Origin of the sequence: Rhizobium sp. BK098 (assembly GCF_014193155.1) — a bacterium.
Classification (GTDB): Bacteria; Pseudomonadota; Alphaproteobacteria; order Rhizobiales; family Rhizobiaceae; genus Rhizobium.
Genome location: NZ_JACHYY010000011.1, coordinates 61,449 through 78,302, shown reverse-complemented (window position 1 = coordinate 78,302; position 16,854 = coordinate 61,449). Strand labels below are relative to the sequence as shown.

General features: G+C 54.0%; 14 protein-coding genes and 1 pseudogene. 10 read left to right on the top strand and 5 right to left on the bottom strand.

Going from position 1 to position 16,854, the window contains the following annotated elements; genetic code table 11:
- Positions 1 to 65: 65 nt before the first annotated feature.
- Positions 66 to 815 carry an ABC transporter permease subunit gene (locus FHT73_RS24230; protein ID WP_183715363.1) on the bottom strand — a complete coding sequence of 250 codons (750 nt, stop codon included), beginning with the start codon at positions 813 to 815 and terminating at the stop codon, positions 66 to 68.
- A gap of 4 nt (positions 816 to 819) precedes the next feature.
- Positions 820 to 1,485 (bottom strand): ABC transporter permease subunit, encoded by a 666-nt coding sequence (locus FHT73_RS24225; RefSeq protein ID WP_183715361.1) that lies wholly within the window; start codon positions 1,483 to 1,485, stop codon positions 820 to 822.
- A gap of 247 nt (positions 1,486 to 1,732) precedes the next feature.
- Between FHT73_RS24225 and FHT73_RS24220 the strand changes: the two genes are divergently transcribed.
- Positions 1,733 to 2,662 carry a LysR family transcriptional regulator gene (locus FHT73_RS24220; protein WP_183715359.1) on the top strand — a complete coding sequence of 310 codons (930 nt, stop codon included), beginning with the start codon at positions 1,733 to 1,735 and terminating at the stop codon, positions 2,660 to 2,662.
- A 679-nt stretch (positions 2,663 to 3,341) separates the two neighbouring features.
- On the opposite strand, the gene FHT73_RS24215 is transcribed toward FHT73_RS24220, so the two are convergent.
- On the bottom strand, positions 3,342 to 4,292 hold the full coding sequence (locus FHT73_RS24215) for a helix-turn-helix domain-containing protein (RefSeq protein WP_183715357.1): 951 nt from the start codon (positions 4,290 to 4,292) through the stop codon (positions 3,342 to 3,344).
- 146 nt (positions 4,293 to 4,438) lie between these two features.
- On the opposite strand from FHT73_RS24215, the gene FHT73_RS24210 reads away from it, so the two are divergent.
- From FHT73_RS24210 to FHT73_RS24185, 6 genes and pseudogenes are all read left to right on the top strand, one after another.
- On the top strand, positions 4,439 to 5,797 hold the full coding sequence (locus FHT73_RS24210; protein ID WP_183715355.1) for an aminotransferase: 1,359 nt from the start codon (positions 4,439 to 4,441) through the stop codon (positions 5,795 to 5,797).
- A 29-nt stretch (positions 5,798 to 5,826) separates the two neighbouring features.
- A complete protein-coding gene (locus FHT73_RS24205; RefSeq protein WP_183715353.1) occupies positions 5,827 to 6,858 on the top strand; it encodes an extracellular solute-binding protein in 1,032 nt (343 codons plus the stop codon).
- Positions 6,859 to 6,879: 21 nt separating this feature from the next.
- On the top strand, positions 6,880 to 8,046 hold the full coding sequence (locus FHT73_RS24200) for an ABC transporter permease subunit (protein ID WP_183715351.1): 1,167 nt from the start codon (positions 6,880 to 6,882) through the stop codon (positions 8,044 to 8,046).
- Complete coding sequence (locus FHT73_RS24195; protein WP_183715349.1) at positions 8,043 to 8,873, top strand: ABC transporter permease; 831 nt, start codon at positions 8,043 to 8,045, stop codon at positions 8,871 to 8,873. Before FHT73_RS24200 ends, FHT73_RS24195 begins: the two co-directional genes overlap by 4 nt.
- Positions 8,870 to 9,997 carry an ABC transporter ATP-binding protein gene (locus FHT73_RS24190; RefSeq protein ID WP_348648153.1) on the top strand — a complete coding sequence of 376 codons (1,128 nt, stop codon included), beginning with the start codon at positions 8,870 to 8,872 and terminating at the stop codon, positions 9,995 to 9,997. The genes FHT73_RS24195 and FHT73_RS24190 overlap by 4 nt, the downstream gene beginning before the upstream one ends.
- Positions 9,998 to 10,557: 560 nt before the next feature.
- Positions 10,558 to 11,072, top strand: a pseudogene (locus FHT73_RS24185) (transposase); the annotation flags it as partial.
- A 459-nt stretch (positions 11,073 to 11,531) separates the two neighbouring features.
- Here the strand turns inward: FHT73_RS24185 and FHT73_RS24180 are convergent.
- Entirely contained in the window at positions 11,532 to 12,278 is a 747-nt protein-coding gene (locus FHT73_RS24180) for an SDR family oxidoreductase (RefSeq protein WP_183715347.1), read from the bottom strand.
- Positions 12,279 to 12,500: 222 nt separating this feature from the next.
- Positions 12,501 to 13,475 (bottom strand): AraC family transcriptional regulator, encoded by a 975-nt coding sequence (locus FHT73_RS24175; protein ID WP_183715345.1) that lies wholly within the window; start codon positions 13,473 to 13,475, stop codon positions 12,501 to 12,503.
- A gap of 234 nt (positions 13,476 to 13,709) precedes the next feature.
- Between FHT73_RS24175 and FHT73_RS24170 the strand changes: the two genes are divergently transcribed.
- From FHT73_RS24170 to FHT73_RS24160, 3 genes are all read left to right on the top strand, one after another.
- Positions 13,710 to 15,035, top strand: coding sequence for a sugar ABC transporter substrate-binding protein (locus FHT73_RS24170; protein ID WP_183715507.1), 1,326 nt, complete (start codon positions 13,710 to 13,712; stop codon positions 15,033 to 15,035).
- A 101-nt stretch (positions 15,036 to 15,136) separates the two neighbouring features.
- Positions 15,137 to 16,009, top strand: coding sequence for a sugar ABC transporter permease (locus tag FHT73_RS24165; RefSeq protein WP_015341208.1), 873 nt, complete (start codon positions 15,137 to 15,139; stop codon positions 16,007 to 16,009).
- 1 nt (position 16,010) lies between these two features.
- Complete coding sequence (locus FHT73_RS24160) at positions 16,011 to 16,853, top strand: carbohydrate ABC transporter permease (RefSeq protein WP_112410066.1); 843 nt, start codon at positions 16,011 to 16,013, stop codon at positions 16,851 to 16,853.
- Position 16,854 lies beyond the last annotated feature (1 nt).

Sequence of the window (16,854 nt, the reverse complement as noted above, 5' to 3'; positions counted from 1 at the left end):
CCTTCATCATCGTTGGGTTTGACGGTTGGGGCTCTGGCGAGCCCGCGCTGATATCGAGCGCCGCTTCATGTTGGCGTGGTGGCGAGCGATGGTTTTGGCCGGTGCTTCTTCGAGTTATCAGGAGCGAAGACGGACGGTTTGTTCGGGTGCGCCCAGCGCAGCTCCAGAATTTGGAACGCTTGAGTGATTATGAGCGTAAGCAGCAGGTAAAGACCGCCGGCGACGACGAAAACCTCGTATGGTGCGAATGTCTCAGATACCAACTGTCGAGCGAGGCCGGTTATTTCCAGCAAGGTGATCGTGCTTGCGAGTGAACTCGCTTTCAGCATTCCAATAACTTCGTTGACGTAGGCCGGAAGCGCGATGCGGATCGTGAGTGGGAAGACGATTAACCGCGCCGTATGAAAACCGGATAAACCCAAGGATCTGGCGGCCTCTAGCTGTCCTCGCGGGACCGTCTGGATTCCTCCGCGAAGAACCTCGGTAGTATGGGCAGTACTGTTTAACGTGAAGGCGATGAATGCACACCAGAACGGTTCTCTCATCACTGGCCAAAGAAAACTCTGACGGACGAACGGAAGCTGCGCGACGCCGTAGTACATCAGGAAAAGCTGTACAAGCAGTGGCGTGCCGCGAAAGGCATAGGTATAGGCAAGCACCGGTACAGAGGCGCATGGATTGGATGATGCGCGTAGGAACGCTAGCGGGATCGAGATCACAAAGCCTGAGGCAAGCGATGCGAATGTGAGTGCTAAAGTTAAAGCCAAGCCTCGGGGAAGGGTGAAAAGCGCCTCAAGCACAACGGTGGTATTCATCGCTTCAACCTTTCGCCGAGGAAACAGGGTAGCGACGCGCAACTAGCCTGAACGAAAGCAGAGAAAGGCTCGTCAGTGTAAGATAGATCGCAGACGCGGCGAGGTAGAAGGGGAGGGGTGCGCGCAAGGAACCTGCGCCGACGTAGGCGACACGCATGACATCCGTCAGCCCCACGACGGAGATCAGGGACGTATCCTTGATCAAAGAGATACAAAGATTGCAGAAGGCTGGTAAGGCGATCGGGATCATCTGGGGGATGATGATCAAAAGCCAAATTTGCCAGCGCGGCAGTCCGAGTGACATGGCGGCTTCTCTCTGGCCTGCAGCAATTGCGTTGATCGACCCGCGAAATATCTCCGCAGCGTAGGCGCTAAACACCACGGTCAATGCCGCTACACCGGCCGCGAACGCATTGATCTCGATATAGCGACCAACGATCGCGCTGAGGAGAGCCGTTCCGCCAAAATACATGAGGAGAATGATGAGGAGTTCCGGAACACCTCGAATGATCCCCGTATAGGCTTGCATGCTCGCTGAAAGAGCTTTTCGGCGTGAGTTTCGGAGGATTGCGATAAGCAATCCTAATGTGGTTCCGAGCGCACAGCTTAAGAAAAAGACGATGAGCGTGTTCGTCAGGCCACGCCTGAACTGGCCTATGAAGTCGAGCAAAACAATATCTCCTCTAAATATCGTATACTTTACCGCTTATCGAAAAGATGTTTTCTCAGTAAAAGGAAAAAACTGGATGCGCAACCATATAGCGAACGATTAATCTGATTTAACTCGTGATTAATCTGGCTTACGGGCCAAAATATACTTTGACTCGGGATCGTCAATTTATAAGATGAACGAAATTTCAATAAGCATAGCTTATAGCCTTGGTGGTGTGAAACATGGACTGAGGGACGGGACGACAATGGAAATCGTTGGTTCAACGGTAAGGATCCGCCAGCTTCAAATCTTGCGAGAGGTCATGCGCGCGGGCTCGGAAAGGCTTGCAGCGCAAGCGCTGCGAATAACGCAACCAGCGGTTAGTCAGAACGTCAGGCAGTTGGAGGAGGCGATCGGCTTTGCACTCTTCCGCCGGGAAAACAACAGATTGAGTCCTACCGATAAGGCATGGGAACTTCTGCGCACGATTGATGCGGCGTTTGCCGGTCTTGATCGCATTGGGCCGTCAATCGAATTTCTCCGGAACAACGACACGCGCGTGATTGGGATCGCAGCACCAGGCGCCTTCTCATTTGGAAGCTTGCCGCTCGTCGTCAAAAAGATTCGCGAGAAGAGCCGTTCCTATACCGTGCAGGTCAAATCGGGGAGCTATCAGCAGATCGCCGACCATGTCTTAACCGGTAGGGTGGATCTCGGGATTTCCCGATTGCCGCTCGACGAACGCACCTTCGATTGGATGCCTGTCGGTACGGCGACCAATGTGTGTCTGTTTCCGCCAAATCACCGGTTCGCTTCGCAGCATGTGGTCACGCCCGAAGACCTTATCGGCGAAGCCATTATTGACATCGACCCGCAGTTTGCGTCTCATCAGATGAGTGTCAATGCGCTGCGATATATGGGAACACAGCCAGAAATTGTCGTTGAGTATGATGTGAATAGCCACGACGTTGGTTATGTCATGGCAGGTATCGGTGTCTCGATTACGAATGAGATTATTGCGAGGGAATATGCTGGTTTCGACGTTGAGTTCCGGCTCTTCGAGCCTGGAGCAGTTTATCACTATGTGATTTTTTGGCAGAAGGATCGAAAGCTGAGCGATGGCCTCCGATTTGCTGTCGAAGAACTGGCCGCAGTTGTGGCAGATGCCTCCTGTAGCCAGTCTTGCGATGTGTGAATCGATGCGCGGTAGCGACACAGTTTCACGGCGCTGGATGCAAGTTCCATGGTGGAGCAACGCCAGTCAAAGATATTGAGGCGCTTGCGGGGAATCGGTCGCATCTACGGTGTCCGCGATGTGCCGACTGAACCATCGGTCAGCGGTAGCGCGAGACCGCGCATGAGCGCTGAGATCGGTCTTCGATGGTCCTAGCGGGCAGCCGGGGATGCCTGCGGCCGCCGGGCAACTCATGAAATCTGCTCTCTTCAGCCGTCGCGTCGTTATTGTGTCGTAGAGTGGCACCATGTGGATTAGCGGAATGTGAAGGCGCTTGGCGAAATCTCATGGTAATGCTCGTAATACGGGTAAATCTAGCATAATCCAGTTTATGGAACTCTTGGGCGCGCTGCCGTTAGCTGGTTCGACAAGATCCCGCAGCGCGCCGAGTCTTTCGCTTGCTCCCGCAAGTAGATGGGTTTCAAGGGACAATCCAAGGAGGATGCAAGATTTCAAGGTGTTTGTGCCAAATTCATGAACTGAAGTGGATGCCTCTTTTGCCGGCACGGGATTCGAGCCGATCTCTCATTGGGATTGCGGGGCTCATTGGAGACCGACTAAGGCGGCTTCGAGACGAGCTCTAGACGACCGCGGAACCGCTGACGAGCTTAAAAACGGCTGACCATCATTTAGCAATGGCTTACATTGCCGGCAATTCCGCCACGCAACCTTGGAACTTTTGAAGCGTCTGATTTGGGCTTTCTCCGAACAGCATTCGGTAACTTGTTGAGAAGCGTCCAAGATGATTGAACGAGGAACAAAGAGCTGCGTCGGTAACGCTCGTAAAGGCATTGCTTTCGAGATCTCTGCGCGCTTTGTTCAGCCGTGCAAGTTTAAGCCATCGAAGCGGAGAAATCCCAAGCACCTCTTGAAATGCATATTGCAGGATCCTCGGACTTACTCTGCATGTCCTTTGCATTAGCGCCAATGTCGCTCGTTCGACACCTGCCTCGTCGGCAGCGTCACATGACGCACGGACTATCCGTTTCCGATCTATTCTCCAAGATGATTTTGAATCCAACGGGGAGCCGTCCTGTGAGATTGCCCGAGCGCATTGCGCAACGATGTACCCCACGGTTCGTCGGCAAAACGCATCATCAGACAGTATTTCGGGTTTTGCCTTTATCAGTGCGAGCAATCCGTCTAACCGTTCGAACAAAGCAGACACATTGCCCACCGCAATCGAACCTGTTTTTGGGCACTTCATTTCCAGCTCGTCCAGAGCACCGAAGAGCATTTGCTGTCTCATAGTAACGACAACGATATGAGACGCCCGCTCAGTCATCGCATGATAGCGCGTACCGCTCCACATCAGGCCCACACGGTTTTGCTCCCTTTTCTCATCGAGGTGGACGATCTGATTTGGAACTGAGGGTATTGAAAAAGCGACGAAACCTTCCGGTGGACTTGCCCGCTGTTCCACCTGCGAGGTCATCATTTCCCTGGCCAACATGAGATCCTCAAAATCGACCATTTCAGTGGTGCCACTAAATTCACCACTAGAGATTTGGTTGTAACGCTGGTCCCATTGGTCCAGTGATCGAGCCTGCTCATTCACGCTTCGTGAAAGCGTTTGTGATACCTTCACCATTTTAGTCCCCATTTTTTATTTTATAATCGATTTGCTAAATGCTAATTTTATTTCGGTGAAGCGTCAAGTTTCACCGTTCGCAAAGCGGATAGCGGGCTTCCGGGACCAGCGTAACATTTCCGAAAACCAGGCTACGCAGAGGCAACATGAGAAATATTCCTGAAAGCGCTGTTATTCACCCATTCACAAATCTGGAGGCGTTGAAGACAAAGCCGCCCCTAGTGATGAAGACCGGCAAGGGCGTTTTCGTCGCGAATGACGATGGTGCCGTGTATCTGGAGGCAATGGCCGGCTTGTGGTGCGTGTCGCTAGGGTTCAGCGAGCCTCGGCTCGCCGACGCTGCCTATCGGCAAATGAGCGAACTCCCATTTTACCATATTTTCATGTCGTCGTCACACGCGCCGGCCGATCGGCTGGCTCGTGAATTGATTGACCGTGCACCGAGCAACCTCACGAGAGTATTCTTCTCGACATCCGGTTCTGAGGCAAACGAGACGGCGATTAAGCTGGTATGGAAATACAATAACCTGCGCGGTAAACCCAACCGTAAGAAAATCATTTCTCGCAAAGACGGCTATCACGGTTCAACGACAATGGCGGCCAGCCTGTGCGGTCTACCGAATATGCATGATGGCTTCGATTTGCCTGCGGCAATCTCGCGGCACACAGACAGCCCGCATTATTGGCGTTACGCGGCGGCGGGTGAAACCGAGCAGGAGTTCTCGAAGCGACTAGCCCACAGCCTTGAAGCGCTGATCCTGTCGGAAGGCCCAGAAACCATCGGTGCGTTCATTGCTGAGCCGATAATGGGAGCGGGAGGAGTTATAGTTCCTCCCGAAGGCTATTTCGAAGCAATCGTGCCGGTTTTGAAGAAACACGGCATCTTGTTGATCGCTGACGAAATCATATGTGGATTTGGGCGCACAGGTGAATACTGGGGCTCAGATCTCTATGGTTTGCGTCCAGACATTTTGACGTGCGGAAAGCAGATCTCCTCTGGCTACCAGCCGATATCCGCAACCCTTCTTACGGAGGAATTGTACGACGCTCTGGCCGAAGAAACGGGTCGGGCAGGAGGACTTTCCCACGGCTTCACGCATTCTGGGCATCCCGTCTGTGCGGCTGTCGCTCTCGAAGCGATTAAGATCTACGACGAACGAAAAATTGTCGAGCATGTGAAGGACATTGGCCACTACCTCCAGGATAGACTGCGAGAGACGTTTCTTGGAAAGCCGTTTGTAGGTGAAGTTCGCGGTATTGGCTTGCTGGCTGCGGTGCAACTCTCACCAGACCGGACGCCCCTTACTACGTTCGCGCAATCCGCTGGGGCTATTCTGTCAAGCCGCGCGCTCGAAGAGAAAATTATCGTTAGAGGCGTGAAGGACTCTATCGTCATGAGTCCCCCTCTCATCATTGACCGAGACCAAATCGATACGCTCGTAAAAGGTCTCGCGGCTGCTCACGAGGCGACAGTCCGTGTGCTGGAGGGAAATGTTACTAATTGATCCAACTAAAACGAAAGGGGAACATAAAAATGAAAATTGTAAATTCCGTGGCTTTTTGCCTCTCATTGTTGGTGCCGATTGGCGCGCACGCATCTGAGTCTCTCACTGTCGTCGACTGGGGTGGCATATTCCAGGAAGGCCTCAAGCAGGTTCTGTACGACCCATATACACGGCAGACGGGAAATCAGATTGTCCTTGACACCTGGCAAGGCGGCATTGGTACGTTGCGAGCGAAGCTTGCTAGCGGCGTATCCAACTGGGACGTTATTGAGGTCGAAGCAGAGGAGGAAGCTCTCGGATGCCAAGATGGACTCTTCAAGCCGATCAATTGGGAGGTTGTTGGCTACAAGTCCGATTATATTCCGGGCGCGGCGACTGAGTGTGGCGTGGGAACCATTCTTTGGAGCGTCGGATTGGCTTGGAACAAGGATAAGACTGTAGAAGCACCGAAAAGTTGGAAGGACTTTTTCGATCTAAAGAAATATCCGGGCAAAAGGTCGCTTCGCCGCGGCCCAAAATACGCGCTGGAAATCGCTCTACTTGGTGACGGCGTTGCACCTGCCGACCTGTATAAGGTCCTAAATACTCCAGAAGGTGTCGACAGAGCGTTCGCCAAGCTCGATACTATCAAGGACAACTTGATCTTTTGGGAAGGTGGATCGCAACCCATCCAGACGCTGACATCCGGCGACACCGTTCTCAGCGCGATCTACTCATCCGACTTTCTGAAGTCACAGCAGGATGGCGTGAATGTGGGAATGCTCTGGGACGAGAGTTTCTATCAGACCGATTACTGGGTGGTAGCGGCAAACGCACCGGAGAAGGAGACCAACGAATTCTTAGCGCTTTGGTCAAAACCAGAGACCCAGGCTTCGTTCGTTAAGATCCGTGATTACGGTCCTGCGAACTCAAAAGCGGTACCTTTAATTGACAAAACCCGTCTTAAAGACTTGCCCATCGCGCCCGAGAACATCGCGCATGCGATACAAACTGACTCGGGGTTTTGGGTAGCGCATATTGAGGAGTTGAACGCGCGCTTTGAGCAGTGGTCTTCCAAATAGTTTAGTCTCCCGGACAAATCGATGAGCAAGATTACAAAAGCATATCTCCTGTGCGCGCCCATGCTTGTGTTCCTCGCTGTCTTCTTCTTCGCACCTGTCTCAGTGATGCTCTCGAAGTCAGTATGGGATACACGGGTAGTAAACGCGTTGCCGGAGACTGTAGAAAGCCTGAGGGGGTGGGATCATCACTCGCCCCCGGGTGCCCCGACTTACGCCTCTTTCGGTCGCGATATTATGAAAGCGAGTCCGGGTGCGCTCTCAGATCTCGGAGCGCGATTGAACCAGGACATTCCCGGGTTTAGAGGTTTGATGTCTAAGACGTCACGTTCCCTGAGAACTGGAAAAGAAGACGGTCTGACAGCGCAAGATTTTGAGGCTATATCGCCAGTTTGGTCCGAACCTGCGACTTGGGCTGCCATCGCTGATGCATCCTCGCCATGGACACTTCGTTATCTCCTGGCATCGATCGACCTTCGAGTGGTGGATGGAAGACTTGAATATATAGACAGACGCGATGCAATCTACCGCGATGTGCTCCTGCGATCTTTGTGGGTCAGTTTCGTAACAGCGATATTAACGATCTGCGTCTCCTACCCGTTAGCATACTATATGTCGCTCCGAAGTGAGAAGATACAGAATATCCTGTTCATACTCGTCTTGCTTCCGTTCTGGACGTCCACACTGGTGAACACATTCGCCTGGTTTAGCTTCTTTAAACAAGGCGGCGTTCTCTCAGTGGTCGCAAGTTCTCTTTTTGGCTTGGAGTCTGTGCCGTCGCTCTTGTTCACCCGCACCGCGGTTTACATTGGATTTGTGCAGCTATTGATGCCGGTAGCAACTCTGCCAATGTTCGCTGGGATGAAAAACATCTCGCCTAACTACGTCAAGGCGGCCCTTTCGCTTGGAGCCTCTCCCGCTTCCGCTTTTTGGAAAGTCTATTTTCCCCTTACGTACCCGGTTATCGGCGCGGCTGGTATGCTGGTTTTTGCGTTATCGTTGGGCAACTATGTACTTCCGCTGGTTTTAGGTGGCAGCGCAGATCAGATGGTGTCCTCGTTCATCTCTCTTTTCACCGTGAAGACTTCTAATGAACCAATGGCTGCGGCGTTGTCGGTTTGGTTGCTCGCTGCAACAGTTTGCGGATTCTCAATCTACGGCTACATGCTCAGCAGGAGTCGCACGCGATGAGCGTTTCCGAATTCCCGAACCAAGTCATCGCAACAAGACGCTGGGATAGAATCTCGACCAGGGTCTCAGCATGGCGTATCGTCTGTTGCCTCATCTTGACTTTTCTTCTATTACCCGTCGCCCTGATCGTCTTGCTTTCATTCAGCCCGAACAGGTTTATGGCCTTGCCCCTGAGCGGAGGCTCATTGGAGTGGTGGGCTGAATTCTGGACGACGGAACGATGGTTGCATTCACTTGGCAACAGCGCGTTTGTCGGCCTCTGCGCGACCGCAATCGCTACCACATTAGGCACTATGGCTGCGATCGGACTAAAGGCACTAAATAGTCGCCCAGCAGCGGTCCTGCGCGCAATTTGCGCTTTCCCAATCATCACTCCAACCGTAGTATTCGCGGTAAGCGCATATGTGTCTTATGCGCCTATTGGATTGGCTAACTCCTATCTAGGACTCATTGTCACGCACGCTGCAATATCGGCGCCTATTGTGTTGATCACGGTCTCGGGTGTGCTTGAAGGATATGATGAAAATTTGACTAGGGCCGCACTATCTCTGGGTGCGTCACCAAGGCAGGCGTTCGTCAAGATTGTCTTGCCCCTCACGCTGCCAGGCCTATTGGCCGGAAGTTTCTTTGCTCTTGCTATATCCCTCGATGAAGTGGTCATTTCTGGGATGCTCGCCGGGCCTCAACAGAAGACGCTTCCGCTAGAACTCTTTGCCGGACTTCGTGATGGTGCCTCTCCCGTTATGGCGGTCGCCGCAACGATCCTAGTGGCTACCTCCATTTTGTTCACGCTCGTTTTGGAATTGCTCAAGAGGCGTAATCAATGACCATCCATCAAAACCTTCACTACAGAGGCAGCGCACCGATGAACGCACATACGCCCAGTCCGTTGCTGACGCTGTCGGGGATCAGCAAATCCTATGATGCGAGACATCTAGCGGTAACAGATGTTGATCTCCGTGTGGAAAAGGGCGAGTTCATATCGTTCCTTGGTCCATCCGGCAGCGGTAAGACATCCACTCTCATGATGGTGGCGGGCTTCGAAACACCCTCGACTGGAACGATCCATCTAGAAGGCACCAATATAACAGAGCTTGCTCCTCAACATCGGGGTATGGGGATGGTCTTCCAGAATTATGCACTCTTCCCACATATGACCGTAGCTCAGAATGTAGCATTTCCCCTCGCGATTCGGGGGCGGCCGAGGGACGAAATTGCGGCCCGCGTCACGAAGTCATTGGAGATGGTTCACCTCGGCAAGGTGATGGATCGGAAGCCGGGTCAGTTGTCAGGAGGCCAACAGCAGCGTGTGGCAATCGCCCGAGCGTTGGTCTTTAATCCTAAGCTAGTCTTGATGGATGAACCACTGGGCGCCCTTGATCGGCAGTTGCGAGAAGAGATGCAACTTGAACTCTCACGACTCCACAGGGAGCTCGCCCTGACGGTGCTTTATGTTACCCATGATCAGTCTGAGGCAATGACCATGTCTGATCGCGTTGCAGTTTTCAATCAGGGGCGAATTGTGCAACTTGACACGCCTAAAGCCATCTACTCGGAGCCTGCCGACAGCTTTGTTGCGGGCTTCGTCGGCGACAATAATTGTCTGTATGCAACGGTGAAGCACGCGTCTTCGCAATGGATCATCTTAGAACTGCCCGGCGGCCAGCAGTTGCGCGCCCATGCGAGCCAACCTTTCCAACATGGACAACAAGTTAACGCATTCATTCGATGTGAAGATTTGTTTTACGTGACCACAAACACTCCCGACCAACAAGAGCTTTCTGGGGTCGTTATCAGCCGCGTTTTCCATGGAGATCACTACCGAAACATTATTGAACTTGGATCGAACAGAGTAACGCTCAAGACCGCAAGGGGCCAAGAGCAACCTGCTCAGGGCGAACGTTGCACATTTGCTGTTAACACGTCGTCGATCTCGATCTTCCCTTTATAATCCGACGGCAGCTAGCATTTGAACAGCCGGCAACGATTGATGAAATTGCCGGCACTTTTCCTTTGTACGGGAAGCGGCAACATGGCACGAAACAGACCGCCTCTTTGTTTCCACAACGAAATCCATTTCTAACTGCATATCGTCCGGTGTTATGACGGCTGGTGCGGAAAAGACTCGCACGGTCGATGTTGCCATCAAGCTATGCGGCTAGAGCGCATATTGCCCAACTTCAAAATTCACGGGAGAGCCGGATACGATCGTAGCGATCGAGGCACTCGTTTTTAGATCTGCAAAAAAAGTACCGATTTGCCGTCGCGACTGCGCCTGGGTATTTCCCGTTTGGGTATCGTTAGGCCCATAGGTTCAATAACCCGGACACGCTTCCCGAATTGCTCTTACGACGAGCGCGTGTCAATACCGGGGCAATACATGGGGTAATCGCGGCGCGATCCCTGCGGCCATGTTCCTGGATGATGGCGGATTTGGCTGGTTGCCCCCGATAAGATGGAAGTACGGGGTCACGATTCGAACCGGGCCCAAGCATCAAATGGGAGGCAACCATGGACCAATATATGGGACTCGACGTTTCGTTGAAAAATACTGCGATTGCCATTCGAGAAGATGGTAAGCGGATCTGGCGAGGAAAAGGGCCCTCAGATCCGCATGTCCTGGCGCAGATGATCCGCAAGCATGCCCCGAACGTCAAGCGCATCGTCTTCGAGACCGGGCCGCTCTCGACGTGGTTCTATCATGCACTGACTGCGGAAGGACTGCCCGCGATTTGCATCGAAGCTCGGCACGCGCAGAAGGTTCTGGATGAGACACTCAACAAGACGGATGCGAATGATGCGGATGGCCTGGCCCAGCTAGCCGAAGCCGGTTTCTACAAAGAGGTTCGGGTCAAATCATTCGACAGCATGCTAACGCGGACGCTGGTCGGGGCACGCAATCAGCTCCTGAGCATCTCAACTCAGCTCAGCAACCAGATCCGGGGGTATTGAAGAGGTTTGGTCTGATCGTTCCCAAAAGTAAAGGCCGGGCATTTGATGGTCATGTGAGAGAGCTTTTGAGCGGCTATGATGATCTTGCGCTCTTTAAGACTGCGCGCAATACATAGGAAGATCGCAACCTGCGAAGACCCATTATGCGGCGACCTTTGTCGACCGCGGAGACAACCCTGCTCCCGGCACGGGATAGCTCATGAAGATGACATGGCCGCTGAGGGCTCGAACCAAAGATCAGCTCCGTATTGGGTTGCCTGGCCGCAACCCGATTGGGATAACGCATTGCAAGAACTGCCTTGACGGGTGGGGTGCGATTAGACAACTCCCAACGTGTTGCCTAGTTGGGGCGTCAGAAAGCGATATAAAAACGCATCAGTCCAGTATATACACGGTTCGGCCCCTTCCACATTTACATGGTGTCAGGCACGAACCAGCTGCCTTTTGACGGGGTAGATCCTCACCCGCGGAATTTTACTATCGGAAGACGCAGGGGGCCGCCTGCCTTCAAGAAGGAAGGGCGGCCCAGGCCATCAAACTTGCGCCATCCCTCCGTCAACGAATAGTTCGGCGCCAGTGATGAAGCTGCTGTCATCGCTGGCCAAGAACAGGACCGCCTTGGCAATATCTTCGGGAAGGCCGATGCGGCCAAGCGGGATAGATTGAACGAAGTACGATAACACTTCACCGACTTGCGGACCGGAACCGAGCGAGTCGCGTAGACCGGGGGTGTCGATTGGCCCGGGGCTCACCGCGTTGACCCTAATTCCTTGGCCCTTTAGGTCAGCCGACCAGCTCCGAGCAAACGACCTAACGGCAGCTTTACTAGCGGCCATAATGCTAACGGCTGGCCATCCTTTGATGCCCAGTATTCCTGCGTTCAAAATGATGGAACCACCGCCTTTCATCAGTGGAAGAGCCCCCTGGACTGTTAGAATTGTGCCTAAAATGTTCGTCGAAAAGACTTGGTTATACAAATCCTCCGTTATCGCCCCTAGTGGCGCCTGACCGACAGCGCCTACGTTTGGAAACACTACGTCCAGTCTGCCCGCTTCGTTTCCTATCGTCTGAAAGAGAGCGTCCAAATCTTTGTGGTTCGTGGCGTCGCCGGTCACCCCCGTGACGCTAGGCCCAAGCTGCGAAGCTACGGAAGCCACCTCGTCTTTGTTCCTACCCGTGATGAAAACACGGGCACCTTCCGCTGCGAAAAGCGCAGCAGTCGCTCGACCAATGCCACGTGTTCCACCGGTTACTAGTGCGACCTTCTGTTCAAGTTTCATATCGGTATGCCTTTTAATGTTCGAACCTTTGGCAGCAGACCCGAAGAGATTGACAACATGCGCCCGAAGTAGCGATGAGGTATCACAACGACCAAACTGCCAGCAGGTGTTATTGTAGACTTGGCGCGTGGAACGATGAATGCTCAGACGTACAACTTACATGCGCGAGCGTTCACGAAATGTAGTGGTCGCAATTTACGGCTATGAAGAGGGCTCGAAGGGTTATTTCGTGTAATCGGCTATCGGGAGTCGACTAAGGTAGTGCGTAGGCGCCAAACCGAAAACTCTCTTGAAAGCACTGCTAAAGGCAGCTTCTGACGCATAGCCGGCTGTTTCAGCCAGTTTAGAGAGCGGGGTTCCGTCCCTTAGCCCACGCTCGGCTAGCCTCATCCGCCATTCTTTCAGGTAAGTCAGCGGAGGAATACCAGCCGCTAACTTAAAGCGGACAGCGAATCCTGTGCGCGAAAGTCCTGCGACTTTAGCTAATTCTGTCAGGGTCCAGGCGTGACCGGGGTCAGCATGCATGACAGTGAGTGCTGTGGCTAGATTGGGATCGCCCAGAGCCCTCAGCCAGCCGATAGGGGTATCGTGCAGGTCAGATATTCGGCTCCGTAATAACTGGAGGAAGATTAACTGCGCTATTGCGTTACTTCCATGTGCTGCGCCCGGCATGCACGTTAGATACTCCTCAACAAGTTGCTCGATAAGAAATGAAAGGGTCCGCGCCTGGGACGAATCTGCGGAAACGTGAATTGCGGGAGGCAATTGCTCCAAAAGCGCGATTCCGCTAATCGAATCTAAATCGACATGGCCAGCAAAAAACATCAAATCGTCGCCGCCGAAATCAACAAGGACCTCGCTCGTGGAAAGCATATCGATCCCATTTTGGACCGGCGCCAGTTCTTGTGCGGCGAGGGTAAACGAGCTTTGTTTCGAAATCAGAAATACGTCGCCTTCCCGCACATGATATTGATGGTCAATACCATCGATTTTCGCGAGGCACTCGCCCCGTGTAACAACAAAGAACTTGATCTTATCGGGGGGTGGAAAGCGCATGGCCCAGTCAGTTCCCGCCTTGAACACGGCAGCACATATGATCCTCGTACCCATCAAGGCGAGGACGGAAGAAAGCGGATCGTTGATCATCCTTAATTTTGGCATAGATTCTACCACGAGTAAATTCTCAGTCGTTCCCATGGTATGTGGTGTCTCATAGAATGACACGCACGGGAATTCATAGTGTACCAGCTCACCCGCTCCAAATTATTTGATATAATTCCAACTCTCAAATGTTCTCCACACGCCGCACTGTGCGTAAAAGTACCAGTTTTTGATTGCTGAAGCGCTAGTTCGTGTGTGCAGATCATCTAATTTCGCCCCCACTCACCTTTGAAGGAATGAACGGCGGTGCGAGGTGAGATGTTTGGGAGGATTCTAATGAAACATTATGTCGTGGGGGCGCTCGGTGCCCTAATTTCGCTTGCCTTCGGCACAACGGTTATGGCCGAGACCTTGACAATAGCTACCGTAAACAACGGCGATATGGTCCGTATGCAGAAGCTTACGGATGATTTCAAAGCCAAGAACCCCGGCATCGACCTTCAATGGGTCACGCTCGAAGAAAACGTATTGCGCCAGAAGGTTACGACCGACATCGCCACCAAGGGCGGCCAGTACGATATCCTGACCATCGGCACCTATGAAGTCCCGATCTGGGCAAAGAAAGGTTGGCTGCTGCCGCTCGACAAGCTTGCCGCCGACAAGGACTACGACGTGAATGACCTTCTTCCGGCCATTCGCAGCGGTCTGACGACCGACGGCAAGCTCTATGCGGCACCGTTCTACGGCGAAAGCTCGATGGTGATGTACCGCAAGGACCTGTTCGAGAAGGCCGGTCTCAAGATGCCGGATGCTCCGACCTGGGACTTCATCGCCGATGCCGCCCGCAAGATCACCGACAAGGACCAAGAAGTCTACGGTATCTGCCTTCGCGGCAAGGCAGGCTGGGGCGAGAACATGGCGTTCCTGACGGCGATGTCGAATTCATTCGGCGCTCGCTGGTTTGATGAAAAGTGGAGGGCACAGTTCGACCAGCCGGAATGGAAGGACACGCTCGACTTCTACGTCAAGCTGATGAAGGATGCCGGCCCTCCGGGTGCTTCTTCCAACGGCTTCAACGAAAACCTGGCTCTGTTCCAGTCCGGCAAGTGCGGCATGTGGATCGACGCCACCGTTGCTGCCTCCTTCGTTTCCGATCCGAAGGAATCGAAGGTCGCCGACAAGGTCGGCTTCGCTCTGGCTCCGGATAAGGGCCTTGGCAAACGCGGCAACTGGCTGTGGGCATGGAGCCTCGCAATCCCGGCGGGCTCGCAAAAGGTCGACGCGGCTGAGAAGTTCATCGCTTGGGCAACCAGCAAGCGTTACACCGAAGTCGTCGCTCAGAAGGAAGGCTGGCTGAACGCACCTCCCGGCACCCGTACGTCGCTCTATGCGAGTGCGGACTACCAGAAGGCAGCGCCTTTCGCCAAGATGACGCTCGACTCGATCAACTCGGCTGATCCGACACATCCGACCGTCAAGCCGGTTCCCTATGTTGGCATCCAGTTCGTTGCTATCCCTGAATTTCAGGGCATTGGCACAGCCGTCGGTCAGCAGTTCTCGGCCGCTCTCGCCGGCCAAATCTCCGTCGACCAGGCGCTTAACAGCGCACAGCAACTGGCTACTCGGGAAATGACCAAGGCTGGTTACATCAAGTAGAAAGCTCCCAGGGCAGGTGAGACTTTCAGCAACTCGCCGCCGCTCCTGACCGCCGATGCCCTATGGCATCGGCGGCTCTTATTCCTTAGCCGGTGATTTAAATGGCAACGTTGCACACCCGTTCCACCGCACGCGTCATGATGGCGCCTTCGGTTCTGCTCCTCTTTGCTTGGATGATCGTCCCGCTCGTGATGACGATCTATTTCTCGACGCTGAACTACAATCTGCTGAATCCCGGCACGCACGATTTCCTCGGGTTTCTCAACTACGAATACTTCATCACCGATCCGGCCTTCCTCAGCTCGCTGATCGTGACGTTGCTGCTTGTCGGCGGTGCGTTGCTGATCACGGTCGTCGGCGGCATTGCGCTGGCACTCCTTCTTGATCAGCCGATCTTCGGCCAGGGCATCGTGCGCATGCTGGTGCTTGCGCCCTTCTTCGTGATGCCGACGGTCGCAGCCCTCATCTGGAAGCATATGTTCATGAACCCGGTGAACGGGCTCCTGGCACATCTCTTCCGGTTCTTCGGGCTTGATCCGCTGACCTGGCTGGAGACGGTTCCGCTGCTGTCGATCATCATCATCATCGCCTGGCAGTGGCTGCCTTTCGCGACACTTATCCTGCTGACTGCCCTGCAGTCGCTGGATGAGGAGCAGAAGGAAGCTGCCGAGATGGATGGCGCCGGACCGGTTTCGAAGTTCATCCATATCATCCTGCCGCATCTGGCGCGGGCCATCACCGTCGTCATCCTGATCGAGACGATCTTCATGCTGTCGGCCTTCGCCGAGATACTCGTCACCACCAACGGCGGTCCGGGCACGGCGACGACGAACCTGACTTATCTCGTCTATTCGCAGATCGTTCTGTCGCAGGACGTCGGCGGCGCATCGGCGGGCGGCATCATCGCCGTCATCCTCGCCAATATCGTCGCGATCTTCCTGATGCGCGCAGTCGGCAAGAATCTGGAGGCTTGAGATGGCACGCAAAGTCACCACGCAACGCAAGATCGTTGTATCGATCGCCGCCTGGATCGTGGCAATCCTTATCTTCTTCCCAATCCTGTGGACGATCCTGACGAGCTTCAAGACGGAAGGCGATGCGATTGCCTCGCCGCCGCAGTTCCTCTTCTTCCACTGGACACTGGAGAACTATTTCGAGGTGCAGTCGCGCTCGGACTACTTCCTCCACTTCGGCAACTCGGTCATCATCGCCTTCGGTTCGACCTTTCTCGGCTTGCTCGTCGCAGTACCCGCCGCCTGGGCCATGGCATTCTCGCCGACCAAGCGGACCAAGGACGTCCTGATGTGGATGCTGTCGACGAAAATGATGCCGCCGGTCGGCGCCTTCATCCCGATCTACCTGTTGTTCCAGAGCTTCGGTCTCCTGAACAACCAGTTCGCCAGTCGGGTGGGCATGGTCGTCGTGCTGATGCTCATCAACCTGCCAATCATCGTCTGGATGCTCTACACCTACTTCAAGGAAATTCCTGGCGAAATCCTCGAAGCGGCCCGCATGGACGGTGCGACGCTGGCAAAAGAGATCATCTACGTGCTGACGCCGATGGCGATCCCCGGCCTTGCCTCGACGATGCTGCTCAACATCATCCTCGCCTGGAACGAGGCCTTCTGGACGCTCAATCTGTCGGCCGTCGACGCGGCGCCGCTGAGCACCTTCATCGCCTCCTATTCCAGCCCCGAGGGCCTGTTCTATGCCAAGCTTTCGGCGGCATCGACCATGGCGATCGCTCCGATCCTGATCCTTGGCTGGTTCAGCCAGAAGCAACTCGTTCGCGGCCTGACCTTCGGCGCGGTTAAGTAAG